Genomic DNA, 26,617 nt, shown 5'->3' with positions numbered 1-26,617 from the left:
GAGGGTTGGCCGAACGTCGGCCGACCCGTGATCGTCATTCGCCGCCCCCAGCCTCTCGTCTTCGCGACCGAAGTCTAGGTCCAGACCACGAAGGGGGCATGTATGAGCTCGAATAAGATCCACACCCTGGCGCGCAGCGTCATCCTGGCGTCGCTGATGTGCGGCGTTTCGCAGGCCGCCCTCGCCCAGGCGGCCCCGGAGCCCGAGAGCGCGGCCGTCGAGGAAGTCGTCGTCACCGGCACCCTGATCCGCGGCGTCGCCCCGATCGGCAGCGCGGTGAGCACCGTCGGGACCCAGGACATTGAGCGTCTCGGCGCGACCCAGCCCAACCAGATCCTGGCCGCCATTCCGCAGATGGCCGGCTTCAACGGCGTGCCGCGCACCACCAGCTCGGGCCAGGGCGTCTCCGGCTACCGACCCAATCTTCGGAACCTGCCGCCGCTGCAGAACGGCACCACCCTCGTCATGGTCGACAGCCACAACCTGGTGGGCGGTTCGATCCAGCAGAGCTTCCCCGACATCAGCGCCCTGCCGACCGGTGCGATCGAGCGGGTGGAAGTGGTGCTCGACGGCGGATCGGCCACCTACGGCTCGGACGCCGTGGGCGGCGTGCTGAACTTCATCACCCGTAACCGCTTCGACGGCGTGCGCGTCAACGCCCAGGTCGGCGCGGGCGCTGACAGCAACTATCGCACCTATAACCTCGGCGTGCTGGCCGGTCGCGACTGGGACGGCGGCGCCCTCGTGTTCAGCGTCGAGACGCGCCAGAACAACCCGTTGTACGCCAACGAGCGCGAGTTCCCGCGCCAGGATCTGCGGCCCTACGGCGGCGACGATTTCCGCTCGCGGGTCTGCGACCCCGGCAACATCATCATCGGCAGCCAGACCTACGCCCTGCCGGGCCGCGCGCCCGGGACGGTGAACCTCTGCGACACCTCGCAGGCCGGCGTGCTGAACGGCGCCGAGCGGCAGAACAGCGGCTACCTCTCGGTGTCGCAGCAGCTCTCGGATTCGCTCGAGTTCAAGGTGAAGGCCTTCGGCACCTCCCGCCGCACGTCGACGCCCGCCAACCAACTGGCGAATTCCGGGGCCGTCATCAACAACACCAACCCGTTCTTCCGGCCGATCGGAACGGAAACGCAGCATACGGTGGCGTTCAGCTGGGCGCCGGTGCTGGGCGAATACATGACCAGCTGGCTGAACATGAAGCAGTACCACGTGACGCCGAGCATCGTCTGGGACATCAACGACGACTGGCAGCTGAACGCCCTTGCCGACTACGGGCGGAGCGACTTCAAGCAGTTCGCGCCGCAGATCAATTCGGGCCTCGAAGCGGCCGCCCTGCGAGGCGCGGGCCTGACCACCGCGACGGCGCTCAACCCCTATGACCTGACCGCGACCAATCCGTCGGTGCTGCGCAGCATCACCGACTTCGGCACCTTTAACCGTGTCCGCCAGACGATTTCCCAGGTGCGGGCGATCGCCGACGGCCCGCTGTTCACCCTGCCCGCGGGCGACCTGCGCGTCGCCGTCGGCGCGCAGTTTCAGCGGCTGACCAAGGACGACTACGCCATCTTCGGTCCAGAGGCGCTCAACACTCCGATCGCCAAGACCTCCCGCAAACGCGACATCAGCTCCGTGTTCGGCGAAGTCGTGGCGCCGATCGTCAGCCCGGATCAAGGCGTGCCGCTCATGCAGGAGCTCAGTCTGAACGCTTCGGTGCGCTACAACGACTACGAGGCGCTCGGCTCGACGACGGACCCGAAGATCGGGCTCAACTGGAAGGTCAACAGCGATCTGCGGCTGCGCGGCAACTGGGGTACGTCGTTCGTCGCTCCTGGCTTCAACGACACGACCGTCGGCGGCATCGACTCCGTGGTCATCGTCGGGGCGACCTCCAACACCCTGCGTGCGGGCGATCCCATCAGCGACCGCAACCGCCCTTCGATCACCGTCCAAGGCGGCGGGCGTCCCGGCATCAAGCCGGTCACCGCGGAGACTTTCTCGGTCGGCGCCGACTACAACCCAGGCTTCCTGCCCAATCTTTCGACGAGCCTGAGCTATTGGAACGTCGAGATGGAGGACCTGATTCAGCCGGGCTGTCAGCCCGTGCCTCTGACGCAGCAGTTGGCGGATCCCGCGACGTTCGAAGGGCTTTGCTACACCTATCGTCCCACGCTCGCACAGTCGCAGGCTCTCGGACAGGGCATCGGCATTTTCTCCGGCGCCGTGACCAGCATCGAGGCGCTGTATGGCGCCGGCAACGATCCCTATCTGCTGAACGACCAGCGCAAGCGGAACCTCGGCGGCTTCAAGACCTCAGGGGTCGACTTCCGGGTGGCCTATCGCCAGCCGATGGACTGGGGGGCGATCTACGGCTCGATCAACGGCACCCGCTACCTCAGCCGCGACCTTCAGACCCTGCCCGGTTTGCCATTCACCGACACGCTGGTGACTGACCGCTCCAAGACGACCCTGCAGGGTGTGCTCGGCGTCGACATCGGCGAGTTCACCGCGACCGCCACGGTGAACTACCTGTCCGGCTACACCGTCACCGGCGTGCGCAATCAGACCAAGGTCGACTCGTTCCAGCCGGTGAACCTGTACTTCCGGTACAACCTGGACCCGACGACGATGCTCACCCTGAACATCGACAACGCCTTGGACGACAACGCGCCGTTCCAGAACTCTTCCGGCGGAACCGCCGGATCGACCCTCGGCCGCTTCTTCCAGTTCGGGGTGCAGAAGACGTTCTAAGCCGAGAAGGGGGCGGACTTCGGTCCGCCCTCCATTTCATAAGGTTGAACTTAAGTGTTGGCGGCCGCCGCCGCATCGTGGAGGAACCATGTCGTACAAGACTATCGGCGCCCGCCTGGGGCGCGGGCTCAAGAAGGTTCTGCTCGGCTCCGCCGTGGCGCTGGCGGCGATTTCGGGGGCCTCGCTCGAACGGCCGGCCGAGGCCCAGGCCCAGACCGCCAAACCCGCCGAGCGCATGAACGTGCTCTTCATCATCGCCGATGACCTCCGCGTCGGCACGGCCTTCAACGGCGACGTCGTGAAGATGCCCAACGTCGATGCGCTCGCCGCGCGAGGCGTCCGCTTCGATGAGGCGCAGTGCCAATACCCGCTTTGCGGCCCAAGCCGGGCTTCGTTTCTTTCCGGGCGTCGACCCAATACGGTAAAGGTCTTCGATCTAAACACCACGCTTCGCGCGGCGGATCCGACGCTCACGACGATGCCCCAGCATTTCCGCGACAATGGATACTATACGGCCGCGGTTGGTAAGCTGCATCACCAGGGCGTGCCGGGCACCATCGGCCTTCCGCCGGAGTACGACCCCCACAACGACAAGCTCTCGTGGACGGAAGCCTACAAGCCGATCGGCGTCGACAAAGACGACGAGTGGGACGGCAAGCTGATCAATCCCGCCAAGGCCAATCCCGGGATCGCCATGGCCTGGTACGCCGACACTTCAGGCAAGCCTCACACCGACGAGCTGGTGGCGACCAAGGCGATCGAGCTGATCAACCAGCACAAGGACAAGCCGTTCTTCATCGCCGCCGGCTTCTATCGGCCGCACGTGCCGGACATCGCGCCGAAGGAGTACTTCGACATGTACCCCGACGTCCGTTGGGCGCCGGAAACCCATGCCGACACCAGCGGCGTGAAGCGCAACGAACGAAACTACGGCCTCAGCGTCGATGAACAGCGGCAGTTCGTGCAGGCCTACTACGCCTCGATGACCTACATGGATGCTCAGGTCGGCCGCATCCTGGACGGGCTTGAGAAATCCGGCGTCGCGGATAAGACCATCGTGGTGTTCACCAGTGACCACGGCTTCAACCTCGGTGAACACGGCCACTGGGAAAAGTCCGTGCTTTGGCGCGATTCTACCCGAGTTCCCCTGGTTATCTATTCGCCCAAAGCCAAGGGGAACGGCAAGAAATCGCCGAAGCTGGTTGAACTGCTTGATCTCTACCCGACTCTCTCTGACCTCGCCGGCTTGCCCGCGCCCAGGGGCGTTGAGGGGCACAGCCTGAAGCCGCTGATCGAAAATCCGACCCTGGCCAGCTGGAACTATCCCGCGCGGTCACAAGTCGGTTTCAATCAAAGCGTTCGCTACGAGAACTGGCGTTACAGCGAAAACGGCAAGAACGGTGAGAATGGGGCCGAGCTCTACGACTTGAAGACAGACCCGGGCGAATACACAAACGTGGCGAGTCTCCCTCAGAACGCGGCGATCGTGGCCAAACTTAAGAAGATGCTCCCTGGTGAGCCACCGCCCGCGCCTGCCGAAAAGGTGCCGGGCGAGCAGGAACTCTACAAGTTCGTGCCAGGCGGCCGCCAGGCCGCGGCCTACCCGCGGCGATAAGCATCGGCGGCCGTCGCCCTCTGGCGGCGGCCGCCTTTCGCTTAAAATCTCACCGAAGGGGTGAGGTGTTCGAGCGGCCCTGACTCTAATACAAAAAAGTCCGGCCTCAGGCCGGCGAGTTAGGGAGTCGGAATGGCATACGGCGGGCTAGGCCCACGTATTGCATCCATCGCGGGTGCGGCTGTCGTCGCCAGCATCTCGACCGCAGCCCTTGCGGCCGAACGAGATTTTTCGATCCCGCCGCAACCTCTGGCCTCCGCCCTCAAGGCCTTCGGTGACCAGAGCGGCCAAGCCATTCTCTTTCGACAGTCCGCCGAGCTCTCGGCCCCGTCGCCGGGCGTCGCCGGCCGGATGGAACCGGCGGTCGCCCTGGCCCGGCTGCTGGAAGGTTCGGCCTTCCAGTACAGGCGTGTCGGACGCGGCTTTGTCCTGGTTCGCGCGCCGCGGCAGCGACCGGCCTCGCCCGAAGTCGCGGCGCCGCCCGCTCCAGCCGCGCGTCGGACAGCCGTGCCGCCCACCGCCCAGCTTCCCGTCTCCGTGCCGCCCGTGGTGATCACCGGCACCCTGGTGCGGGGCGCGCCACCGGCCGGTTCGGCCCTGATCGCCGTCTCGCGCGACACCATCCGGGCCGTGGCGCCGACCAATGTGAAGGAGCTGATGGCCACCGTGCCTCAGCTCGGCAACTTCGGGACCAACGCCGAGCAGTCGACGCCCAACCGCTTCCGAACCCAGGGCTTCATTCCCAACCTGCACAACCTCGGCGCCTACGCGACCCTGACCCTGCTCAACGGCCATCGCGTCGCCGCCACGGGCACCGAGGGGACGTTCCCGGATCCCTCGACCGTTCCACCCATCGCGATCCAGAGGGTGGAGATCGTCGCCGACGGCGCCTCGCCGATTTATGGCTCCGACGCCGTCGCCGGGGTGGTCAACTTCGTCTACCGCGAGCCGTTCGACGGCTTCGAGGCCAGCGCCACCTACAGCTTCGCGCCGGACAGCCGCTACGAGAAGCGCGACCTCGGCCTTATCGGCGGTCGCCTCTGGGAGGGCGGCGGGCTGTTGGCCGCCTATGAGTATTCCAGCAACCGCTCGCCCCTGAACATCGAGATTCCGGCGCTGGCGCGCGGCGGGGACCAGCGCTCGCGCGGCGGGCGCGACCTGCGAAGCACGGTCTGTCCCACCGCCAACGTCCGGGGTCTTTCGCCGAACGGCGCCCTGACCGGGCCGACCTATGGCCCGGGGCCGAGTTTCGCCACGGCGGCGTCGGCCCGCGCCTGCGGCGTGCAGGCGGCGACGACCCTGATCCCCGACGGCGAGCGGCACGCGTTGCTCATCACCGCCCACCACACCCTGACGGATCGGGCCAAGATCTGGGGCGAACTCAACGTCGGACGATTCTCGGCCCACGCGACGGTGGCCCGGCCTTCGATCAGCGTGGTCGTCCCGCGCGGCAATCCGTTCTTCAACGCCGCCAACATTCCGCCGGCCCTGCTCGCCGCCGACCGGGTGCTGGTCACCCGCAGCGGCGTCGGCCTGTTCGGTCCCACCGTCGTTCAGCCGGGCTCGTCGTCGGTGCTGACCGCCGTCGCGGGACTCGATCTCGATTTCTCGGCCGATTGGAAAGGCGCGCTGTCGCTCGTCTCGTCGGCCACGCGGGACTACAACCAGAGCACCGAGTTCGACGCCAACAACATCATCGCCGCGGTCAACGACCCCGATCCGGCGACGGCCCTCAACCTGTTCGGCCAGGCGGCGGACAACAACCCGGCGACCCTGGCCCGCCTCGACACCGGCGCGGGCCAGCGCAACTGGGGTCAGCAGCGGATGCACGAGCTGAAGTTCAAGGCCGATGGGCCGGTCGCCGAATTGCCCGGCGGCGTCGCACGCGCGGCGGTCGGCGGCATCGTCCGTTTCGAACAGCTTCGCCAGCTGCAGACCGCCGGATCGCCCCGGCCGGAAAGCGGCTACTTCGCCGTCGTCCGGCGCGACGACCTCGCCCGCTCGGTCGCCGCGGCCTTCGCGGAATTCAATGTCCCGCTGATCGGGGAGGACAACCGGCGTCCGCTGGTCGAGGGCCTGACCCTCTCGCTCTCGGGTCGCTACGACTATTACGACAGCTATGGCGGGCGATTTAATCCCAAGTACGGCCTGATCTATTCCCCGGTCGCCGGGCTGGACCTGCGCGCCAGCTACGGCTCGAACTTCGCCGCTCCGGTCCTGGGGCTGCTGACCCAGCCGTTCGGTCAGCCGCAATACAACGTCAGCTTCAATCAGAGCATCGGCTACGGCCCCTTCGCGGGCACGCCGATGAACAACATCAACACCTACATCGTCAGCGGCGGCTCGCCCGACCTGCAGCCCGAGGTCGCCGACACCCGCTCGTTCGGCTTCGACTACACGCCGGTCGATGGGCCGCTGGCGGGCCTGCGTCTCGGCGCGACCTGGTATCACGCGCGATATTCGAACCTCGTCTACAAGATCCCGGTCGCCGACATCATCATCAACCCGGCCTTCGCCGGCCGGGGGATCTTCTTCCCGAGCCAGGCCGAGATCGCGGCGGCCATCGCCCAGGCGCCGCCCGCCTCGCCGATCACCACCACCAACTACGACTACATCACGCGCGCCACGCTCAACCTCGGGACCCGCATCTTCGAGGGGCTCGACCTGGAGGCGGGCTGGCGACTGGACACCGAACGGTCCGTCTGGCGGTTCGCCGTCAACGCCAATCGCCAGCTTCGCTACGACCAGGAGATCACCCCCGGCAGCGGCTTCGCCTCGCGTCTGGGCACGCAGGAGGCTGTCAGGTGGAAGGTGCGCTACACCGCCGCCTGGGATCGCGGTCCGTGGTCGTTGACCGCCTTCGCCAACGTCATCGACAGCTATCTCAACACCGCGGTCACCCCCGCGCAGACGGTCGACCGCTTCGTCACCGTCGACGTCACCGCCGCCTACGACATCCCATCGTGGCGAAGGGGCGTCACGCTGCAGGCGCGGGTCGCCAACCTGTTCGACCAGGCGCCCCCGTTCTTCGACTCCGCCGCCGGCTACAACGCCACCCTGGCCTCGCCCTTCGGGCGCACCATCGACCTGACCTTGCGGGTGGCGTTCTGAGATGGCGGGCGCGATGCGAAATCCGTCGCGGGGCGGTGAGGTGTTCCGGCCTCGCGGGCTCTTGGTATGCGTAAGGCCAATCGGGGCGCCGGTGAGACACCGACCATGATCACCTTCAGGCGCTCAACGCCCCCGACCTACGACGCCGCCAGGCTTGAACCGGCCCTGCGCCGCTACTTCCGCCGTCGCGCCGCGCCGCATGAGGTCGAGGACCTGGTGCAGGAAGTCTTCGTCCGGCTGCAGAGCCGCCGCAGCGACGCCGCCGTGGAGGACATGGACCGCTATGTCTTCGTCGTCGCCGCCAATGTCCTCATGCGCCGCTACCGCAAGGAGCGGCAGTGGGCGCAGGGCGTCATCGCCGCCTCCGACGAACAGGACGAGCCGATCTCGCCCGAGCGCGTGCTGCTCGGCCGCGAGCGGCTGAACGCCGCCATGACCGCCCTGCAGGGCCTGCCGCCGCGCACCCGCCAGATCTTCGTGCTGCACAGGTTCGAGGATATGACCTATCCCCGCATCGCCAGCGCGCTGGGCATCTCCAAGAGCGCCGTCGAGAAACACATGATCCGCGCGCTGAAGGCCCTGCACGGCCGGGTGGACGACCAATGAGCCCGTCTCCTTTCCAACCCCATGTCGCCGACCAGGCCATCGAGCACTTCGCGCGGCTGCGGTCCGGCGAGGCGAGCCCCAGGGAACTCGACGCCCTGCACGCCTGGCTCGACGCCGATCCCGAGCACCGCGCGGCCTTCGAAGCGGTCGCCGACGACTGGTCGGACCTCGGCGCGTTGCGGGACGATCCGTCGATGCTGTTCATGCGCGAAGCCGCCCGCCGCGACCTGCGCCGCCAGCAGACTCGCCGGGTGATGTTCGGCTCGCTGGCCGCCTCCGTGGCCGGCCTGGCGATCGTCGGCGCCGCCTGGGCGCCGTCGGCCTACAACCGCTTCGTCTATGAGCGGGCGCGCGATCACGCCGCCGCGTTCTCGACGCCTGTGGGTCAGCTGTCGCGCGTCCGGCTCGCCGACGGCACCCTGGCGATCCTCGATACCGACACCACCCTGCGGTCCTGGCAGGTGCGCGACGGCCGCTATGTCGAGCTGGTGAAGGGGCGCGCCCGGTTCCAGGTGGTGAAGGACGCCTCGCGGCCGTTCTCGGTGCTGGCGGCCGGCAAGTCGGTGACGGCGCTGGGCACCGACTTCAACGTCTACCTGCGGCCCAGCGGCCTGTCGGTGACGCTGGTCGAGGGGCGTCTGCGGGTAAAATCGCTGGAGCGTGGGCAGACCATCCCGTCGGTCGACATGACGGCCGGCTATCGCCTGACCACCAACGGCCGCGGCTGGGGCCTGGCGCGGATCGACACCACGCCGGACGTGTCGTGGACCGACCGGCAGCTGACCTTCGACGAGGCGACGCTGCAGGACATCGCCGACGAGCTGAACCGCTATTCCACCAGCAAGATCGTCATCCCGGAAACGCGCGTGCAGCGCCTGCGGATGAGCGCGGTGATCCGCAGCACCGATCGGCAGTCCTTCCTCGACGCGGTGGACGAGCTCTCCCTCGCCCGCGTGCGCCGCGCCGGCGACGGCTACGAGCTCACTGCCCGCTGACCGCCCTCTGAGCGACCCTTGCTTCGGGACGCTCCCCTTGCCCAGAGATGGGCCGCCTCAGCCCTCCGGTGAAAGCCGGAGGGCTCTTTTCTGGCCGCATGCGAAAGCGGCCGGCGAGTTTCCCCGCCGGCCGCCTCGCAGTCATTTAAGGATACGCTTACTGACGGTCCCCGCGCTAGCGAAGGTAGCCGGCGCGTTGGTAGCCCGCGGGGGCCACGTAATCGGCCGCGACATAGCCGACCCGGTACCCGTTGCGGCCCACCAGGACCCACTGTCCGTCGCGGGTGGAGCCCAGCGACTGGAAGGTTTCGCCGTAGCCCAGGGCGCCGACGCGGGCGGCGCGGACGCTCGGGCCGGAGCGGATGTTGACGTTGCTGCGGGCCACGAAGGTGTTCGAGGCGCGGTAGGCGTCGCGATAGTAGGCTTGCTCGCGCTCGGCGCGGTCGTCCTGCTGCTTGCAGCCGATCGCCGAGCCGGCGGCGGCGCCCAGGCCGAGACCCAGCGCCGTGCCGAGACCGCGCTCGTTCTTGGCCACCTGGTTGCCGACCACGCCGCCGATCAGCGCGCCGATCAGTGCGCCGGCCTCCTGGCGGCCGCCGGTCGAGTTACACGAGGTGACGCCCGCATTAGCGACGCCGGTCGTGGCGACGGTCGCGCCGCCGACGGTCAGGCTGGAAACCAGGGCGGCCACGGCGAGCACGGACGCCTTCGACTTGGTGTGATTACGCATCTTAGTACCTCCTCTGCTCGGGCGGGGCCCGGGTTGATGAGGACCTTTGTAAGGGAGCGCGCCTGAACGCCGTCGTGGCCGCGACTGACAAGTTTCGTTCAGGAAACGGCGGCGTCCGGACGGCCATCCGCAGATAACTCATGCATAAATATGCCTTATTGCTGAGATATGTTTTGCCGGTAAACTCCCACGCCAATCGCCGGGCTCAACCGGCTGACACATGCCCCGAGGGAGGGAATCGATGGTTTCTCGTGCAGTGTCCGCGCTGATGGGCGCGGCCTTGCTGGCGGCTTCGACGGCGAGCGCCGCCCTGGCCCAGGCGCCGGCGCCCGCCGCCAACGCCCCGCCGGCCGGCCCCGGCGGCCAGCCGCAAGGCCAGGTGATCGTCTCGCCGGAGGTCGCCGCCGACCGCCGCGTCACCTTCCGCATCAAGGCGCCGGACGCCAGGACCGTCGCCCTCGGCGGCGAGTTCATCACCCAGGCCAACGCCATCCCGCCGCCGGTCGGCGACATGGGCGTCGGGCCGACGCCACAGATCGTCTTCACCAAGGGCGCCGACGGCGTCTGGTCGGGCACGACCACCGAGCCGATCCGCCCCGGCGCCTATCGCTACTTCTTCGTGGTCGACGGCGTGCAGACGCTGGATATCCGTAACACCGTCATGTCGCCTCAGCGCCTGACTCAGAACTCGATGCTGGTGGTGCCGGGCGATTATTCCGAAACCCGCGCCGTGCCGCACGGCACGCTGGGCCTGCAGCGCTACGCCTCGCCGATGTACGGCGGGCAGGAGCGGGCGGTCTGGGTCTACACCCCGCCGGGCTACGAGAAGTCCACGACGACCTATCCGGTGCTCTACCTGTTCCACGGCGCGGGCGACAACGAGAACAGCTGGATGACCACCGGCCGGGCCAACGACATCCTCGATAACCTGATCGCCGAGGGCAAGGCCAAGCCGATGATCATCGTCGCGCCGCAGCACCTGTTCACCCCGACCAACACGGCGGTGACGCGCACCCCGCCGGGCTATGTGACCGAGTTCGAAACCGAACTGCTACCCTGGGTGGAGAAGACCTACAGGGTGAAACCGGGCGCCGATAACCGCGCCATCGCCGGCCTGTCGGCGGGCGGCCGCCAGACCATCAACATCAGCATGCACCATCCGGAGCAGTTCAAATACGTCGGCGTCTTCTCGGGCGCGGTGTCGAACGATCCGGCGACCCTCTACGCCGACACCAGGGCCAACTTCGCCAAGACCAGCGCCTGGAAGGTCCACTACTGGGCCTGGGGCAAGGTCGATTTCCTCACCCCCGCGATCACCACCACGGTGAAGTACCTGCAGGACAACAACGTCAAGCTGGCCACCAAGGAGACGGCCGGCGGCCACGACTGGCGGGTCTGGCGCGACTATCTCAACGATTTCGCCCCGCAGCTTTTCAAATGACCTAGGGTGGTGTGGGCGGAGGGACGCGCACATGGTTCGAAGGCGTCTTCGATCGGGACTGTACGCCCTCCTGCTCGCATCATCGGTTATCTGGGCGCCCGGCGCCCAGGCCGCCCCGCCGCCGGGCTTCAGGCCGCTGTTCGACGGCAAGACGACCCAGGGCTGGCACTGGAGCCGGATCAACCACCACGGCTCGACCCCGATCGCAGCCGTGGAAGGCGGCGAGCTCGTGCTCAAGCAGGCGCCCTATGGCCAGGGCGGCCTGCTGCTGACCGACAAAAAGTATCGCAACTTCGAATTCTACACCGAGGTGCTGGCGCCCTGGGCTTCGAACAGCGGCCTGTTCTTCCGCTCTTCCGAGGGCGGCTCGGCCTATCAGGTCGAACTGGCCCAGCTGGCCGGCACGGGCAATCTGCTCGGCGAGCTGATGTCGGTCACCACGCGCGCCCAGCCGCTCGTCGACGTCAACACCGTCTGGAAGCCCGAGCAGTTCAACGCCATCCGGTTCCTGATGGACGGCGGCGACGTCCCGCGCATGGCGCTCTGGATCAACGACGTGAAAATCTGGGAGGTGCAGCAGGTCCGCAACGACAAGCTGGCCGGCGAGGGCGACGGCCGGATCGGCCTGCAACTGCACTGGACTTCGGTCTACGATCCGCCCAACGCCGCGGCCTTCGACGTCATCTCCTGGAAGCCGGGCGCGGAGATCCGCTTCCGCAACCTCGCCATCAAGGAGCTTCCGTGATGACGATCAGGATCGGGGCGGGCCTCGCCGCCATCGCCCTGGCGGCTTTCGCATCCACCGCCTTCGCCCAGGCGCCGGCGACCGCCGTCAACAGCATCGGCATGGAGCTGGTGCTGATCCAGCCGGGCGAGATGCAGGTCGGCGTCTTCCATCCCGGCTGCCCGACCCCGCCGCCGCCGATCGCCGCGCCGGCGGCCGCGCCTGCCGGTCGAGTGCAGGATCCCCGCAACCGCTGGACGGCCGACGACTATGCACTCTGCGGCAGGCTGACCGCCGAGGCGCGCAGCGACGGCTTCAAGGTCGCCATCTCCAAGCCCTACTACATCGGCAAGTACGAGGTGACCCAGGCTCAGTGGCGGCGGGTGATGGGGACCAACCCTTCGGTGTTCCAGGGCGACAGGGTCGATGGCGACGCGGCGAACCATCCTGTCGACAGCGTCACCTGGGCCGACGCCAACCGCTTCGTCTCCCGGCTGAACGCGCTTGAGCGCACCAAGGCCTATCGCCTGCCGACCGAATTCGAATGGGAATACGCCTGCCGCGCGGGCGGACCGGGCCAGCAGCTATGGGCCGACGTCGCCGAGCAGGCCAACATCGGCGCCGGGGCCTTCGGCGCGTCGCGGGCCGCCATGTTCCGCCGTCCGGCCGGCGCGCCGCCCGCCAGCGGCCCCGCCCCCACCGCCGCGCCCAACGACGGCAAGAAGGTCTCGCCCCTGGCCGTCGGCTCCAAGCGCGGCAACGCCTGGGGCGTCTACGACATGCTCGGCAATGTCTGGGAATGGACCGCCGACGGCTACAACGCCAAGACCTTCCCGGATCCCACGCCGGCCCGAGGCGGAGGCGAACACGTGCTCAAGGGCGGCGGCTTCGCGGCCGACGTGAAGAACGCCATCTGCGCCACCCACGGCGGCGGCCCCGGCGACGGCTTCGATGTCGGCTTCCGGGTGGTGAAGGACGCGAACTGAGGCGCGACCTCAGGCGAGAGGAATCGCCTTTGCGGGCGGGGCCGGCGGCGGCCCGATCCAGGCCAGGCCTTCCTTCAGGTCGAGGGTGAGCACCCAATTGCGCAGAAACGGCATGCCGAGGTTGCCGTCCATGATCATGTCGGGCGTGAAGGCGTCATCGGTGGTCGCCCGAATGTCGCCGGCCACGACGAAGTCGGCGTGTTGCTTGCCCTCGATGGCTGGGTCGAGCCCGACCTCGCGAGCCACCGGCTTGGAGACCAGCACCGTCCCGCCGTTGCCGCTGTCCAGCTCCATCAGCAGCGGCCCCTTGGCGGTCGGCACCGAAACGCTGGCCGCCAGGGCCAGGCCGTTGACCTCGCGCTTCAGGCGGATCGGGATCGGCCGCATGGTCGCGATGCGCGCCGCCCGGCTGGCTTCGCTCTCCAGCGTGATGACCCCTCCCGCGAAATCGATGGTCACGGTCCGGCCTTCGAACAGGTTCAGGCCCACGATGCCGTCCAATTCGGCGTCGCGCGGATTAAGTTCGCCCATGTCGATCAGGCTCAGCACCGGCGGCGTCAGCGTCTTGCCGCCGATGACCAGGCTGAGGCCGTAGCAGGCCGGGCCGTCGCCGCGTTCGCCCATCATCCGATAGCCTGTCAGCCGGCCCCAGGGCTCGCAGCCCGCCTTCCGCGCCGCCGCCGGAGACACCAGGGTCAGGCCGGCGCCGGTATCGAACAGATACTTCCGCGTCTCGCCCGCGAACTGCGCTTCCACGACCCAGCGATTGCGCCAGGGTTGCAGCTTGATGGTCGCCTCCGGGGCGGGCGAGGTCGGCTGCGCCGAAGCCGCATCCGCCATCGCCAGCATCGCCGCCGCCGCCGCGACCCCGGCCAGGATTTTCCGCATCACCAGTCCCTCGTCGATACGGCGCGGGCTGGCGCGCCAGACCCGGATCTACAGGCGCCGGGAGCTGGTCAGGGGTGAAGCTTTGGTAATGCGGGTGAAGCTTTCGTAATGCGTCGGGCGGACCGAAAAACACCGGCCATGTCACATCCGAGAAGGCCGTCTCGTCCTGTCTCCAACGCCGGCGCGCCGGGATCGTCCGGGCGAGAGGATCGGCGTCGGAGGCACAGCTATGAAAATCGTCGTCATCGGCGGCACGGGGCGGATCGGGTCGCGCGTGGTCGCCGGGCTCACCGCCCTGGGTCATGAAGCGCTGGCCTCCGCCCCGAACACGGGCGTCGACACCCTGACCGGCGAGGGGCTGGCCGAGGCCCTGGCTGGCGCGCAGGTCGTGGTCGACGTGGCCAACTCGCCGTCGTTCGAGGACGAGCCGGCGATGACCTTCTTCCAGACCTCCGGCCGCAATCTGCTCGCCGCCGAGATCGCCGCCGGCGTCCGGCATCACCTGGCCTTGTCGGTCGTCGGGACCGAGCGTCTGCAGACCAGTGGCTACTTCCGCGCCAAGCTGGCGCAGGAGGCGATGATCGAAGCCTCGCCGATCCCTTACACCCTGCTGCGGTCGACGCAGTTCTTCCCGTTCGTCACCGGCATCATCCAGTCCGGCACGGTGGGCGACGAGGTGCGGCTGGCCTCCGCGCTCGTGCAGCCGGTTTCCGCCGACGACGTGGCCGAGGCCCTGGTCGACCTGGCCCTGGGCTCGCCGCTGAACCGCACGGTCGAGATCGCCGGCCCCCAGCCGATCCGGCTCGACGCCTTCGCCCGCCGCTACCTCGACGCGGTGGGGGATCGCCGCAAGGTCGTCGCCGACCCGGGGACGCTCTACTTCGGCGCCCTGCTGGATGACACGACCCTGGTCCCCGGCCCGGAGCCGCGCCTGGGCAAGGCGACGCTCGACGCCTGGCTGCAAGAGGCGGCCCAGGCCGCCGGTAAAGCCGCCTGAGGAACCGCCCAATGATGAAACTCTACTATGCGCCCCTGGCCTGCAGCCTGGCCGACCACATCGCCCTGCGTGAGGCGGGGATGCCTTTCGTCACCGAGCGGGTGGACCTGCGGACCTGCCGGACGGAAGCCGGCGCCGACTTTCGCCAGGTCAATCCCAAGGGCTATGTCCCGGCGCTGCGCCTCGACGACGGTGAACTGCTGACCGAGAACGTCGCGGTTCTCGACTGGATCGCGGGCCAGGCTCCCATGCTGGCCGTCGATGGGGTCTTGGGACGCACGCGCGTGCTCGAGGCGCTCACCTACATCACCACCGAGATCCACAGGGCGTTCAAGCCGATGTGGCATCAGGGCACGGCGGAAGCCAAGGCGCAGGCGGCGGCCACGGTCGGCCGGCTGCTCCAGCCGCTGTCGGCGAACCTGAGCGACGACTACCTGTTCGGGGATCGGCCGAGCGTCGCGGACTTCTATCTGTTCGTCATGCTCTTGTGGGCCGAGCGGTTCGCCGTCGACACGCCCGCGCCGCTGATCGCCCTGCGGGAACGCATCAAGGCCCGACCCGCCGTGCGGGCGGCCATGGCGCACGAAGGCCTGCTCTGACGCGAAAACGGGCGGCGGATCGCTCCGCCGCCCGCATCGGGACTGTTACTTGAAGCGCCGCTTAGACCGGCGAGGCGTAGCCGCGCGAGACGAAGCCGACATGGCGGCCGTTCTGGCCGACGATCACCCATTGCCCATCGCGGGTCACGCCCATCGACTGGAAGCGCTGGCCGGCCATCAGGCCGCCGACGCGGGCCGAGCGGGTGTTCGGTTGCGCCCGGATGTTGACGTTGGCGTGGGCGACCCAGGCGTCCTTGCCGGAGTAGCCGTAGCGGGCCCGCTCCTCTGCGGCGCGCTTGTCCTGCTGGTTGCAGCCGATCATCGAACCGGCCGCGGCGCCCAGGCCGGCGCCGGCCACGGTGCCCAGGCCGCGCTCGTTCTTGGCCACCTGGTTGCCGACCACGCCGCCGATCAGGCCGCCGATCAGGGCGCCGGCTTCCTGGCGTCCGCCGGAGGAGTTGCAGGTGGTCACGGCGGCGTTGGCGCTCGTCGCGGCCCCGCCGATGGCCAGGGTGGAGATCAGGGCGGCCAGGGCGATCTTGCCAGGCATCTTGGGCGTGGTCTTCTTCATTTGAGCGGTCATTGTCCTTGTCCCTCTCGGTCTTGGGGCCGGGGCCCGTTTGCGATGAGACCGTTCTAGCGCGGGTAATCTGAACGGTTTCGCGAATGCTGTTGTCAGGTTCTGTTCATGAAGCGTGGCCGTTTCGGGGCAGGGTCGAGCGGCGACGCCTGGCGTTTCCGCGTGCGGCGCTGGAACTTCGCGGGTCGGCGTTCGAGGTGACCGAAGGGCTGGAATCCGCGCCAGGGCGGCAATATTCCAGCAATATGCCCATCTCTTGAGCGAATGGTGACCGAAAACTAGGCGTTCCGTTGCTTTTCACGGCCTGGCCCCGAGAATCCGCTTCCCCACCGCTTCTGACTGGATTGCCCGACTTCTATGCAGCTAGCGCTCAATAAACGGGCGGCTCTGTGGGGCGAGGGGCGGAATGCGCAGCATCACGACGGCGATCGGCGGCGGCTTGGCCGCGTCTTTCATCGCCAGGGCGGCATTCGCCCAGGCGTCGGGGCCGCCGGCCGCCAACGGCGCCGACACCGCCTGGATACTGGCGGCCACCGCCTTGGTCCTGCTGATGACCCTGCCGGGCCTCGCCCTGTTCTACGCCGGCCTCGTCCGCTCCAAGAACGTGCTGTCGGTGATGATGCATTGCGTCGCCGTCGCCTGCCTGGCCTCGATCGTCTGGCTGTTCGGCGGCTACAGCCTGGCGTTCAGCGGAGCCGGCGCCTTCATCGGAAACCTGGCCGAATTCGGCCGCGCCGGCGCGGCGGGCGAACTGGTCGGCGCGCTGCCGGAGCCGGTGTTCTTCGGCTTTCAGATGGCCTTCGCGGTCATCACGCCGGCCCTGATCATCGGCGCCTATGTGGAGCGCATCCGCTTCAGCGCCGTGCTGGTGTTCTCCGCCCTCTGGCTGCTGCTGGTCTACGCCCCCGTCTGCCACTGGGTGTGGGGCGGCGGCTGGCTGGCCCGGATGCATGTCATGGACTTCGCGGGCGGCATCGTCGTCCACGCCACGGCCGGGGTCTCGGCACTGGTCATCGTCGGCTTCCTCGGCGCCCGCGACGGCTATCCGCGCGACCTGCACCCGCCGCACAACCCCGGAATGACCATGATCGGCGCCGGCCTGCTGTGGGTCGGCTGGTACGGTTTCAACGGCGGCAGCGCCCTGGCCGCCAACGCCACGGCCGGCTCGGCCCTGGTCACCACCCACCTCTCGGCCGCCGCCGCCGGCCTCACCTGGGCCTTGCTCGAGCGATTGAAGTTCAAGCGGGCGAGCATGGTCGGCGCGGTCACCGGCGTCATCGCCGGCCTGGCCACCGTCACCCCGGCGTCCGGCTTCGTCAGCCCGGCGGCGGGCGTCCTGCTCGGCATCCTCGGCAGCGTGGTCTGCTTCCAGGCCGTCGAACTCACCAAGCACCGGCTCAAGATCGACGACAGTCTCGACGTCTTCGCCGTCCACGGCGTCGGCGGCATTCTCGGCTCCCTGATGGTTGCCCTGCTGGCCCATCCCCTGGCCGGCGGCGCGGGCTACGCCGAGGGCATGGGCTCGGGCTCGCAACTCGGCGTCCAGGCCCTGGCCGTCGCGGTGGTCTGCGCGTGGTCGGCCGCCGCCACCACCGTCATCGCCCTGGTCTGCAAATTCACCGTCGGCCTCCGCGCCCGCCCGGAGGACATCGAGGACGGCCTCGACGTCGCCCACCACGGCGAGCGCGCCTACCCGACCTAGAAACACCCGCCTTCCTCGGCCTTGCGCCGAGGACCCCTGCGTCCGCCAGTGTTGAGTTGCTGGGATGGGCTCAACGCCGCCGCCGAGAGGGGCCCTCGGCGCAAGGCCGAGGGAAGCGGTGTTATTTGGACGTCAGAACAAGCGACCCTACTTCGGCATCGGCGCCGTGGTCTGGAAGATGATCTTGCCGTCGCGGAAGACGAAGATGTCGTAGCCCTTCACCTCCTTCGGCGTGCCGGGAAACTGGGTCCAGCGGAACAGCAGGGTGTTGGGACCCACGATCTCGTTGGTCGTCACCATGCTTTGGGCGGCGGGCAGCACCTCTGGGGTGTAGAGCCACTCGAAGAACTTCTGGACGTTCGCCTTGCCGACCAGGGTGCCCGGCTCGCTCGCGGTGCCGGGCGGCGCCACCAGGATGGCGTCGTCGGCGTAGTCGGCCATCACGCCGGGCAGGTCGGCGGCCTTCACCGCCGCCACGTGGCGGGCGATGGCGGCTTCCATGTCGGCCTGCGAGGTCGGGGCGGGCGCCGCCGCGACGGCCGGGGCCTCGGTCTTCGGGGCCGAAGCCTGCGGCGAGCAGGCGGCGAGGCCGAGCCCGAGGGCGGCCACGGCGGCGATGGCGGTCTTGTTCATTGGCGAGGTTTCTCCCAGGGGTCCGGTCGGCCTGCTTCGGGCCGACCGGTTGTCCTATGAAAACGTTTTCTCAAGCCGAGGCCAGGGAAAACTTCCGCGGGCTCAGGCGGCCGCCGGCGGTCGCGTATACTTGTTGAACCAGTTGATGGTCCGGTCCCACGCCTCGGCGGCGGTGACCTTGTTGTAGCGCTCGGGCGTGGCGTCGTTGAAGAAGCCGTGCACCGAGTTCGGATAGATGTGGCCTTCGTAGGTGACGCCGGCGCCCTTCAGCGCGGCTTCCTGCGCCGGCCAGTTGCGCACCGCGTTGGCGTCGAGCGCGCCGTGGTGCACCAGCACGGCGGCCTTGATGTTCGCCACGTCGGCCGCCGGGGTCGCCCCGCCGTAGAACGGCGCCGCGGCCGCCAGTTCCGCGCCCATCTTCCCGGCCAGGGCGTTGGCCACGCCGCCGCCGTAGCAGAAGCCGGTGGCGGCGATCTTGCCCGAGCAGTCGGGCCGCGCCTTCAGGTAGCGGGCGGCCGCGAGCATGTCCTCCAGCTTCTTGGCGTTGTCGATCTGGCCGAACATCTGGCCGCCCTTGAAGTCGTCGCCGGGATAGCCGCCCAGCGAGGTCAGGGCGTCGGGCGCGAAGGCCATGAAGTTCTCCAGCGCGAACCGGCGCGCCACGTCCATGGTGTGCGGGTTCAGGCCCCGGTTCTCGTGCACCACCACCACGCCCGGCAGCTTGGCCGGCTCGGCGCTGCGCGAATTGGCGCTGAACGGGCGAACCAGATAGCCCTTGATCGAGCCGTTGCCGTTCGGCGAGGGCACGGTGATCCACTCGGCCTTGATGCGGTCGTCGTCCGGCCGGATCTGCTGGGCCTCGGCGTACTTCGGCATCAGCGCTTCGATGATGGCGTTGGCGGTCAGCCCGGCGATGGCGAACTTCTTCACCCCGTCGACGAACTGGCGACGGCTGATCTCACCGTGAATGGCGCGCGTGTAGAGCTCGACGGCCTCGGCCGGAATCTTGATTTTTTCGGTCATGGAAGGTCCTCCCGGGCGGGACCGTAACACCGACCGGCGGTTGGTGAATGACGACGCGGAAACAGAACGTCGCGAACCTAGGCCTCGCGCTGGGCGGCGTATTCGGCCAGCAGGCGGGGGAAATCTTCCATCGGCGGGAAGTGTTCATAGGCGTGCTTGGCGGGCGTTGTCGCCCAGGGCAACTTTTCGGACGTGACGGTCTCGACGAAGGGCGTCGACCAGGCCGGCGGCTCGAACAGGGCCGAGCGCACATTGACGAAGAAATCGACGCCCTCGGGCCGGGTGAACATCCAACTCAGGCAATGGCCGCAGAAATAGTGGCGCGAGGCGCCGTGCAGGCCGCCGATCACCGGCTCGCCCGCCGTCACCTTGAAGGCGTCCGCGGGGATGGCGGCGCTCAGCGAGAAGGCGCTGGCGGTCATCTGCTGGCAGCCCCGGCAGTGGCAGGCCATGGTGATCAACGGCGGGGCCGAGGCCTCGAAGGTCGTCTGTCCGCAGCGGCAGCGTCCTGTCCAGACCATGCGTCCTACCCCAGCTTCTCTTCGATGAGCGCGATCGTCCGGTCCAGCCCGAAGATCGCCGCGAACGAGCCGAACCTCGGCCCCTGGCTCTGACCGAGCAGCACTTCGTAGAGCGCCGAGAACCAGGCGCGCAGGGGCTCGAAGCCGTGTTCCTTGCCCACCGCGAAGGTCTCGTTCTGGATCGCCTCGGCGTCGGCGTCTTTCGGCAGGGCCTTCAGGCGGCCCAGGAAGTCGACCAGGGCTGCACGCTCCTGGTCCGTCGGGGCGCGGAAGGCTTTGTTCGGCCGGACGAAGTCCTCGTAATAGTGGATCGCATAGCCCGCCAGGCGGTCGAGGAAGGGCTGGGTCTCCGGCGTCGCGCCGGGGATGTAGCGGGAAAGAAAGCCCCACAGCACGTCCTTGGTCCCCGCGTCGGCGGCCGAGACCAGGTTCAGCAGCAGGCTGAACGTCACCGGCGAGCCCTGGGCCGGCGGATTGGCCCCGTGCACGTGCCAGATCGGGTTGTCGATCTGCTTGTTCGGCTCCTGCCCGGCATAGGCGTCGAGCTGCTGCAGATATTCGTCGGTCGCCTTCGGGATCACGTCGAAGAACAGCTTCTTGGCGCTCTTCGGGCTCTGGAACATGTAGTAGGCGAGGCTCTCCGGCGCGCCGTAGCGCAGCCAGTCCTCCATGGTCAGGCCGTTGCCCTTGGATTTGCTGATCTTCTGATTGTTCTCGTCGAGGAACAGCTCGTAGTTGAAGCCTTCCGGCGGCGTTCCGCCCAGCGCCCGGCATATCTGCGCCGAGGCCTTGACGCTGTCGATCAGGTCCTTGCCGCTCATTTCGTAGTCGACCTGCAGGGCGGTCCAGCGCATCGCCCAGTCCGGCTTCCACTGCATCTTCACGTGGCCGCCGGTCACCGGAACCTCGACTTTCGAGCCGTCCTCGTCCTGGAAGACGATGGTCCCGCGTTCGACGTTGCGCTCCAGGGTCGGGACCTGCAGCACCCGGCCCGTCGTCGGGCTGATCGGCAGGAACGGCGAATAGGAGGCGCGGCGCTCCTCGCCCAGCGTCGGCAGCATCACCGCCTGGATGGCGTCGAACCGCTCCAGCGCGATCAGCAGGGTCTCGTCAAACCGGCCGGACCTGTAGCAGTCGGTGGCCGAGACGAACTCGTAGTCGAAGCCGAAGCCGTCGAGGAAGGCGCGCAGCCGGGCGTTGTTGTGGGCGCCGAAGCTGTCGTGCGTGCCGAAGGGATCGCGCACCACCGTCAGCGGCTTGCCGAGGTCCTCGGCCAGCATCTCCTTGTTCGGCACGTTGTCCGGAACCTTGCGCAGGCCGTCCATGTCGTCGCTGAACGAGATCAGCCGTGTGGGATACCGGTCGTCGGTCAGGGCGCGGAAGGCGGTGCGCACCATGGTCGTGCGCGCCACCTCGCCGAAGGTGCCCATGTGCGGTAGGCCGGACGGGCCGTAGCCGGTCTCGAAGATGATCGCCCGGCCATCCAGCCGCCCCAGCCGGTCCAAGCGTTTCAGCAGCGCGCGCGCCTGCTCGAACGGCCAGGACTTGGCGTCAGTCGCGAGGGGGGAGGTGGCGGAGAAAGACATGCGGCGCGGTATAAAACCTGTCCGCCTTGGGTCAACTAAAGCCGCACGTCCCCAAACTTGCCCGCGTTGTAGTCCTCGATCGCCTGCACGATCTCCTCGCGGGTGTTCATGACGAACGGCCCATGGCTGAACACCGGCTCGCCGATGGCGTCGGCGTGGCCGAAGAGGATCACCGCGTCGCTGATCGCCGAGACCTGGATCTCGTCGCCGTCGGCCTCGAACTCGACCAGCTTCCAGTGCTCGACCGGCGTCTCGCCCACGGCCACCCGGCCGCTGACCACGTAGAAGAACACGCTGCGGTCGGCCGGGGCGGGGAGGCGCGCGACGCCGCCGGCCTCGAAGCGCACCACCGACATCTCGACCCCGGTCAGGGAGGTGATCGGCCCGATCTCGCCGTCGAGCCAGCCCGAGATCAGCTCCGCCGTCGCCTGGCCGCCGTTCAGGTCCATCTTGGGAATGGCCTCGGCCTGCAGCCCGACATAGGCCGGCGGGGTCATCTTCAGCCGGCTCGGCAGGTTCACCCACAGTTGCAGGATCTCCAGCGGCCCGCCCGCCCGCTTGAAGCTCTCCGGCGAGACCTCGGCGTGCACCAGGCCCGAGCCGGCGGTCATCCACTGCACCCCGCCGGCGCGGATCACGCTCTCATGGCCCCCGCTGTCGAGGTGAGCGAGCTCGCCCTCCAGGATGAAGGTCACCGTCTCGAAGCCGCGGTGCGGGTGCGGGCCGAACGGCAGTCCGCGATTGTTCGGCGCATAGGTCTGCGGGCCGTGGTGGTTGAGGAACAGGAACGGGTCCAGCTGGCCGATCCGCGGGCCGGGCAGGGGGCGGCGGGTGACCAGATCGCCGATGTCGTCGCGATGGGCGGCGTGGACGGCGCGGACGGAACGGCTGTTCATCGAAGTCTTCCTCTACGCCCACGATAAGCGTCATGCTGACTTGCGCTAACGCGCAGCTCAGGATGACGCAGTTTGTCGTGGCGGCCTGTTGGCGTAATAGCCCCCGCATGTCCTTCGACGCCACCGTCCTGACCATGTTTCCCGAGGCCTTTCCCGGCCCGCTCGGCGTCAGCCTGATCGGCACGGCCTGGCGCGAGCGTGGGCTTTGGACGCTGGAAACGCTGGACATTCGCGGCTTTTCCAAAGATAAGCGCGGCTTCCTCGACGACACCCCCGCGGGTGGCGGTCCTGGACAGGTACTTCGAGCGGACGTGATCGCCGACGCGCTGGACAGCGTGGACCGGCGGGAACGGCCGCTTTTGTACATGAGCGCCCGGGGTCGGCCCCTGACCCAGGCGCGTGTTCGTGAGTGGGCGGCCGGGCCGGGCGTCATCGTCCTGTGCGGCCGTTTCGAGGGGGTGGATCAGCGGGTGCTCGACGCCCGCGGGTTCGAGGAGGTCTCCGTCGGGGACGCGGTTCTCGCCGGTGGCGAGGCGGCGGCGATGGTGGCGATCGAGGCGTGCGTGCGTCTGGTCCCGGGGGTTCTGGGCGAGGCAGGCTCGCTGAGTGAAGAGAGTTTCGAGGACGGGCTTCTCGAGCATCCGCAGTACACGAGACCGCGGAGCTTCGAAGGGCTGGACATCCCCGAGGTGCTGCTGAGCGGCGACCACAAGAAGGTCGCGGCATGGCGGCGCGAAATGCGTGAGACCACAACCCGCGAGCGGCGACCCGACCTTTGGGACGCCAATCGTCAACTGACAACCAAGGGGCGTTTCAAGCCCGACGGAGACTAGAAGACCATGGCCGCGAACATCATCAAGCAGCTGGAAGCCGAAGAAGCCGCTCGCCTGGGCGCCCTTCGCAAGACCCCGGAATTCCGCCCCGGCGACACCCTCCGCGTCAATGTGCGCATCAAGGAAGGCGATCGTGAGCGCGTGCAGGCCTACGAAGGCGTCTGCATCGCCATGGCCGGCGCCGGCATCCACGCCAATTTCACGGTGCGCAAGATCAGCTTCGGCGAGGGCGTGGAGCGTTGCTTCCCGATCATGTCGCCGATGATCGAAAGCATCGAAGTGAAGCGTCGCGGCGTCGTCCGTCGCGCCAAGCTCTACTATCTGCGCGACCGTCGCGGTAAGTCGGCCCGTATCGCCGAGCGCTCGATGGGCGCGGCGAAGGAAGAAGCCGCTCCGGCCGGCGAAGAATAAGAGCTCCCGCGAGCTTCGAGTTGGACAAGGCCCGGCGGCGACGCCGGGCCTTTTTCGTTGCCAAAAACCGCAGGTCGGCGAAACTCCCTTCATGACCGAAGAGGACGGGCCAAAGCGCAGGGCATTGGTCGCGATCGCGACGATCTTCGCCTGCGTCGTCGCGGCGGTCGCCGTCTTCGTCCTGTGGCCCGGCAATCAGCGCGCCTGGGCGGTGGTCAACCAGCGCACGGGCGGGGTCGCGGAAGGCAAGAAGTTCGGCGTCGAGGTCGGCATGCCCTGGCGCGAGGCCGACGGGGTTCTGCGCCGGCAGTTCGAGCCGAGCTATGTGCTGTGGGAGCGCGCCAGTGCCGAGCGGAACCAGCGCTTCCCCTCCATTCTTTGCGACGGCCCGGTGCTGAAGGGCCCGGCGGGCGTCACCTACCGCGACGACGCCGGCGTCATCACCCTCCAACTGCGTGACGGCCGGGTGCGGAAGATCCTCTGGCGCTACCCCGTCCGCCTGGTCGCCGCGCTCTGAGTTCCCCGGGCGACCTGTGGCCGCTCCGCAAGTTCATACCCCAAATCGCCCCCTGCCCCTAGACGAAGGGGCATGTGCGGACCTATGTCCCCGCCCATGGCCGGCAAGACCCTCTACGACAAGATCTGGGACGCTCACGTCGTCGCTCAAGATGGCGGCGAGGCGGTGCTCTACATCGATCTCCACCTGATCCACGAAGTCACCTCGCCCCAGGCGTTCGCCGGGCTTCGCGCGCATAACCGCAAGGTGCGCCGCCCCGACCGCACCCTCGCGGTGGCCGATCACAATATCCCGACCCAGGGTCAGGGGCTCGGCGTCGACGCCGTGGCCGACGACGAGTCGAGACTTCAGTTGAAGACCTTGGCCCGCAATGTGGAGGACGCCGGCATCGAGTTCTTCCCGATGGGCGACGTGCGTAACGGCATCGTTCACGTGGTCGGCCCCGAGCAGGGCCGCACCCAGCCGGGCATGACCATCGTCTGCGGCGACAGCCACACCTCCACCCACGGGGCTTTCGGCGCCCTGGCCCACGGCATCGGCACCTCCGAGGTCGAGCACGTGCTGGCGACCCAGACCCTGCGCCAGCAGAAGGCCAAGAACTTTCGCGTCCTGATCGAGGGCAAGCCGCGTCCCGGCGTCGGCGCCAAGGACTACGCCCTGGCCGTCATCGGCGCGATCGGCACCGCCGGCGGCACCGGCTACTGCATCGAGTACGCGGGCGACGCCATCCGCGACCTGTCGATGGAGGGCCGCATGACCCTCTGCAACCTGACCATCGAAGGCGGGGCCCGGGCCGGCCTCGTCGCGCCGGATCAGACCACCTTCGACTACCTGATGGGCAAGCCGGCGGCCCCCAAGGGCGCGGCCTGGGAAATGGCGACCAGCTACTGGCGCAGCTTCTTCACCGACGACGACGCCGTCTTCGACCGCGAAATCCGCATCAACGCGTCCGCCCTGGTTCCGCAGGTCACCTGGGGCACCTCGCCGGAAGACGTCGTTGGCATCGACGGCGTCGTGCCGGACCCGGCCGCCTTCGACGATCCCGAGAAGAAGGCCCAGGTGCAGCGCGCCCTGGACTACATGGGCCTGACCGCCGGCCAGAAGATCGCCGACGCCCGCATCGACCGGGTGTTCATCGGCTCGTGCACCAACAGCCGCATCGAGGATCTGCGCGCCGCCGCCGCCGTGGCTCAGCAGGCCCTCGACGAAGGCAAGAAGGTCGCCGGCCACGTCAGCGCCATGGTCGTGCCGGGCTCGGGCCTGGTGAAGGCCCAGGCCGAGCTGGAAGGCCTGGACGACGTCTTCATCGCCGCCGGCTTCGACTGGCGCGAGCCGGGCTGCTCGATGTGCCTGGCCATGAACCCCGACCGCCTGGAGCCGGGCCAGCGCTGCGCCTCGACCTCGAACCGCAACTTCGAAGGCCGCCAGGGCCGGGGCGGCCGCACCCACTTGATGAGCCCGGCGCTCGCCGTCGCCAGCGCCATCGCCGGCCACATCACGGATCGCTTCTGATGGACCCGTTCGTTCGCCTCGACGGCCGCGCCGTCCCGCTCGACGTCGCCAACATCGACACCGACCAGCTGATCCCCAAGCAGTTCCTCAAGACCGTGGAGCGCGAGGGCCTCGGCAAGGGCCTGCTGTTCGACTTCCGCTTCGACGAGGCGGGAAATCCGAAGCCGGACTTCATCCTCAACAAGCCGGAGTACAAGGGCTCGTCCGTGCTCATCGCGGGCGATAACTTCGGCTGCGGCTCGTCGCGCGAGCATGCGCCCTGGGCGCTGATGGACTACGGCTTCAAGGCGATTATCGCCCCCAGCTACGCCGACATCTTCTACAACAACTGCTTCTCCAACGGCCTGCTGCCGGTGGTGCTGCCCGAGGCGCAGGTGCGCGAGCTGATGGCCGAGGCCCTCGGCGGCAACCACGTCTTCACCGTCGACCTCGCCGAGCAGGTGGTGGTCTCGCCGTCGGGCAAGCGCTTCAGCTTCGAGATCGACCCGACCCGCAAGGAAAAGCTGCTGAAAGGCCTCGACGCCATCGGCGAGACCCTGCAGCGCGCCTCCGACATCGACCGTTTCGAGCAGCGCATGGCCGTCGCCGAGCCCTGGCTGGAGCGGGCGTAGTGGGAACCGTCGTCCTCGCCGGCGTCATCCGCGTTCCCGCCGACAAGCTCGACGCTTTCCGGCCGCACATCGTCGCCATGGTCGCCGCCAGCCGGGCCGAGCCGGGCTGCATCGCCTATGCGCAGTCGGAAAGCCCCAGCGACCACGGCCTGATCCACATCTTCGAGCACTTCGAAAGCGAGGAGGCGCTCGCCTTCCACCGCGCCAGCCCGCACATGGCCCACTGGCGCGACCAACTCGCCGAATTCGGCGTCGGCGGCCGCGACATGCGCCAGTACGACGTCAGCGACTATCGCCAGATCTGAACTGCGAATTCCTCGCCCTTCGACAGGCTCAGGGTGAG

25 protein-coding genes are annotated in these 26,617 nt (G+C 68.3%); 17 read left to right on the top strand and 8 right to left on the bottom strand.

Features of this window, described 5'->3' with window-relative positions; translation table 11 throughout:
• Positions 1-102: 102 nt before the first annotated feature.
• The 5 genes from ACFLIT_RS09540 to ACFLIT_RS09520 all read left to right on the top strand — a co-directional run bounded on the left by ACFLIT_RS09540 (position 103) and on the right by ACFLIT_RS09520 (position 9,084).
• A complete protein-coding gene (locus ACFLIT_RS09540) occupies positions 103-2,757 on the top strand; it encodes a TonB-dependent receptor plug domain-containing protein (protein ID WP_479910986.1) in 2,655 nt (884 codons plus the stop codon).
• A gap of 88 nt (positions 2,758-2,845) precedes the next feature.
• The gene (locus ACFLIT_RS09535; RefSeq protein WP_479910985.1) at positions 2,846-4,372 is read left to right on the top strand and encodes a sulfatase; all 1,527 of its coding nucleotides are present in this window, start codon (positions 2,846-2,848) and stop codon (positions 4,370-4,372) included.
• 351 nt (positions 4,373-4,723) lie between these two features.
• A complete protein-coding gene (locus tag ACFLIT_RS09530; RefSeq protein ID WP_479910984.1) occupies positions 4,724-7,483 on the top strand; it encodes a TonB-dependent receptor domain-containing protein in 2,760 nt (919 codons plus the stop codon).
• Between the two features lie 105 nt (positions 7,484-7,588).
• Positions 7,589-8,089 carry an RNA polymerase sigma factor gene (locus ACFLIT_RS09525; RefSeq protein WP_479910983.1) on the top strand — a complete coding sequence of 167 codons (501 nt, stop codon included), beginning with the start codon at positions 7,589-7,591 and terminating at the stop codon, positions 8,087-8,089.
• Positions 8,086-9,084 carry a FecR family protein gene (locus ACFLIT_RS09520; RefSeq protein WP_479910982.1) on the top strand — a complete coding sequence of 333 codons (999 nt, stop codon included), beginning with the start codon at positions 8,086-8,088 and terminating at the stop codon, positions 9,082-9,084. Before ACFLIT_RS09525 ends, ACFLIT_RS09520 begins: the two co-directional genes overlap by 4 nt.
• A gap of 175 nt (positions 9,085-9,259) precedes the next feature.
• Here the strand turns inward: ACFLIT_RS09520 and ACFLIT_RS09515 are convergent, their stop codons facing one another.
• Complete coding sequence (locus tag ACFLIT_RS09515; RefSeq protein ID WP_479910981.1) at positions 9,260-9,814, bottom strand: SH3 domain-containing protein; 555 nt, start codon at positions 9,812-9,814, stop codon at positions 9,260-9,262.
• A 241-nt stretch (positions 9,815-10,055) separates the two neighbouring features.
• Between ACFLIT_RS09515 and ACFLIT_RS09510 the strand changes: the two genes are divergently transcribed.
• From ACFLIT_RS09510 to ACFLIT_RS09500, 3 genes are read left to right on the top strand one after another with little or no spacing between them, the layout of a single operon-like run.
• On the top strand, positions 10,056-11,255 hold the full coding sequence (locus ACFLIT_RS09510) for an esterase (RefSeq protein WP_479910980.1): 1,200 nt from the start codon (positions 10,056-10,058) through the stop codon (positions 11,253-11,255).
• A 31-nt stretch (positions 11,256-11,286) separates the two neighbouring features.
• Entirely contained in the window at positions 11,287-12,000 is a 714-nt protein-coding gene (locus ACFLIT_RS09505; RefSeq protein WP_479910979.1) for a 3-keto-disaccharide hydrolase, read from the top strand.
• Positions 12,000-12,965: a formylglycine-generating enzyme family protein gene (locus ACFLIT_RS09500; RefSeq protein WP_479910978.1), complete on the top strand. Its 966-nt coding sequence runs from the start codon at positions 12,000-12,002 to the stop codon at positions 12,963-12,965. Before ACFLIT_RS09505 ends, ACFLIT_RS09500 begins: the two co-directional genes overlap by 1 nt.
• A 9-nt stretch (positions 12,966-12,974) precedes the next feature.
• On the opposite strand, the gene ACFLIT_RS09495 is transcribed toward ACFLIT_RS09500, so the two are convergent.
• A complete protein-coding gene (locus ACFLIT_RS09495; protein WP_479910977.1) occupies positions 12,975-13,856 on the bottom strand; it encodes a pepsin/retropepsin-like aspartic protease family protein in 882 nt (293 codons plus the stop codon).
• Between the two features lie 226 nt (positions 13,857-14,082).
• Between ACFLIT_RS09495 and ACFLIT_RS09490 the strand changes: the two genes are divergently transcribed.
• Both ACFLIT_RS09490 and ACFLIT_RS09485 read left to right on the top strand, forming a co-directional pair.
• Positions 14,083-14,850, top strand: coding sequence for an SDR family oxidoreductase (locus tag ACFLIT_RS09490; protein WP_479910976.1), 768 nt, complete (start codon positions 14,083-14,085; stop codon positions 14,848-14,850).
• A gap of 11 nt (positions 14,851-14,861) precedes the next feature.
• Entirely contained in the window at positions 14,862-15,449 is a 588-nt protein-coding gene (locus tag ACFLIT_RS09485; RefSeq protein WP_479910975.1) for a glutathione binding-like protein, read from the top strand.
• A 61-nt stretch (positions 15,450-15,510) separates the two neighbouring features.
• Here ACFLIT_RS09485 and ACFLIT_RS09480 read toward each other — a convergent pair whose 3' ends face one another.
• A complete protein-coding gene (locus ACFLIT_RS09480) occupies positions 15,511-16,032 on the bottom strand; it encodes an SH3 domain-containing protein (RefSeq protein ID WP_479910974.1) in 522 nt (173 codons plus the stop codon).
• 403 nt (positions 16,033-16,435) lie between these two features.
• Between ACFLIT_RS09480 and ACFLIT_RS09475 the strand changes: the two genes are divergently transcribed.
• The gene (locus ACFLIT_RS09475) at positions 16,436-17,731 is read left to right on the top strand and encodes an ammonium transporter (RefSeq protein WP_479910973.1); all 1,296 of its coding nucleotides are present in this window, start codon (positions 16,436-16,438) and stop codon (positions 17,729-17,731) included.
• Between the two features lie 147 nt (positions 17,732-17,878).
• Here the strand turns inward: ACFLIT_RS09475 and ACFLIT_RS09470 are convergent, their stop codons facing one another.
• The 5 genes from ACFLIT_RS09470 to ACFLIT_RS09450 all read right to left on the bottom strand — a co-directional run bounded on the left by ACFLIT_RS09470 (position 17,879) and on the right by ACFLIT_RS09450 (position 22,390).
• The gene (locus ACFLIT_RS09470; RefSeq protein ID WP_479910972.1) at positions 17,879-18,364 is read right to left on the bottom strand and encodes a nuclear transport factor 2 family protein; all 486 of its coding nucleotides are present in this window, start codon (positions 18,362-18,364) and stop codon (positions 17,879-17,881) included.
• A 102-nt stretch (positions 18,365-18,466) separates the two neighbouring features.
• Positions 18,467-19,387, bottom strand: a complete 921-nt coding sequence (locus ACFLIT_RS09465) for a dienelactone hydrolase family protein (protein ID WP_479910971.1) — start codon at positions 19,385-19,387, stop codon at positions 18,467-18,469.
• A 77-nt stretch (positions 19,388-19,464) separates the two neighbouring features.
• The gene (locus ACFLIT_RS09460) at positions 19,465-19,908 is read right to left on the bottom strand and encodes a GFA family protein (protein WP_479910970.1); all 444 of its coding nucleotides are present in this window, start codon (positions 19,906-19,908) and stop codon (positions 19,465-19,467) included.
• Between the two features lie 5 nt (positions 19,909-19,913).
• Complete coding sequence (locus ACFLIT_RS09455) at positions 19,914-21,494, bottom strand: lysine--tRNA ligase (RefSeq protein ID WP_479910969.1); 1,581 nt, start codon at positions 21,492-21,494, stop codon at positions 19,914-19,916.
• Between the two features lie 35 nt (positions 21,495-21,529).
• Positions 21,530-22,390 (bottom strand): pirin family protein, encoded by an 861-nt coding sequence (locus ACFLIT_RS09450; RefSeq protein WP_479910968.1) that lies wholly within the window; start codon positions 22,388-22,390, stop codon positions 21,530-21,532.
• 107 nt (positions 22,391-22,497) lie between these two features.
• Here ACFLIT_RS09450 and trmD point away from each other — a divergent pair, with 107 nt between their 5' ends.
• The 6 genes from trmD (at position 22,498) to ACFLIT_RS09420 (ending at position 26,579) form a co-directional block, all read left to right on the top strand.
• On the top strand, positions 22,498-23,223 hold the full coding sequence (trmD, locus tag ACFLIT_RS09445; protein WP_479910967.1) for a tRNA (guanosine(37)-N1)-methyltransferase TrmD: 726 nt from the start codon (positions 22,498-22,500) through the stop codon (positions 23,221-23,223).
• A 6-nt stretch (positions 23,224-23,229) separates the two neighbouring features.
• The gene (gene rplS / locus ACFLIT_RS09440) at positions 23,230-23,634 is read left to right on the top strand and encodes a 50S ribosomal protein L19 (protein WP_479910966.1); all 405 of its coding nucleotides are present in this window, start codon (positions 23,230-23,232) and stop codon (positions 23,632-23,634) included.
• Between the two features lie 124 nt (positions 23,635-23,758).
• Positions 23,759-24,151: a hypothetical protein gene (locus tag ACFLIT_RS09435; RefSeq protein WP_479910965.1), complete on the top strand. Its 393-nt coding sequence runs from the start codon at positions 23,759-23,761 to the stop codon at positions 24,149-24,151.
• Positions 24,152-24,247: 96 nt separating this feature from the next.
• Positions 24,248-25,663 carry a 3-isopropylmalate dehydratase large subunit gene (leuC, locus tag ACFLIT_RS09430; protein WP_479911160.1) on the top strand — a complete coding sequence of 472 codons (1,416 nt, stop codon included), beginning with the start codon at positions 24,248-24,250 and terminating at the stop codon, positions 25,661-25,663.
• Positions 25,663-26,274: a 3-isopropylmalate dehydratase small subunit gene (gene leuD / locus ACFLIT_RS09425; protein ID WP_479910964.1), complete on the top strand. Its 612-nt coding sequence runs from the start codon at positions 25,663-25,665 to the stop codon at positions 26,272-26,274. Before leuC ends, leuD begins: the two co-directional genes overlap by 1 nt.
• Positions 26,274-26,579, top strand: coding sequence for a putative quinol monooxygenase (locus ACFLIT_RS09420; RefSeq protein ID WP_479910963.1), 306 nt, complete (start codon positions 26,274-26,276; stop codon positions 26,577-26,579). The genes leuD and ACFLIT_RS09420 overlap by 1 nt, the downstream gene beginning before the upstream one ends.
• Positions 26,580-26,617: the final 38 nt, after the last annotated feature.

It is taken from the genome of Caulobacter sp. HJHS_5, assembly GCF_056683955.1.
The sequence above is the reverse complement of the archived record's forward strand: the minus strand, read 5'-3'. Positions and strand labels throughout refer to the sequence as shown.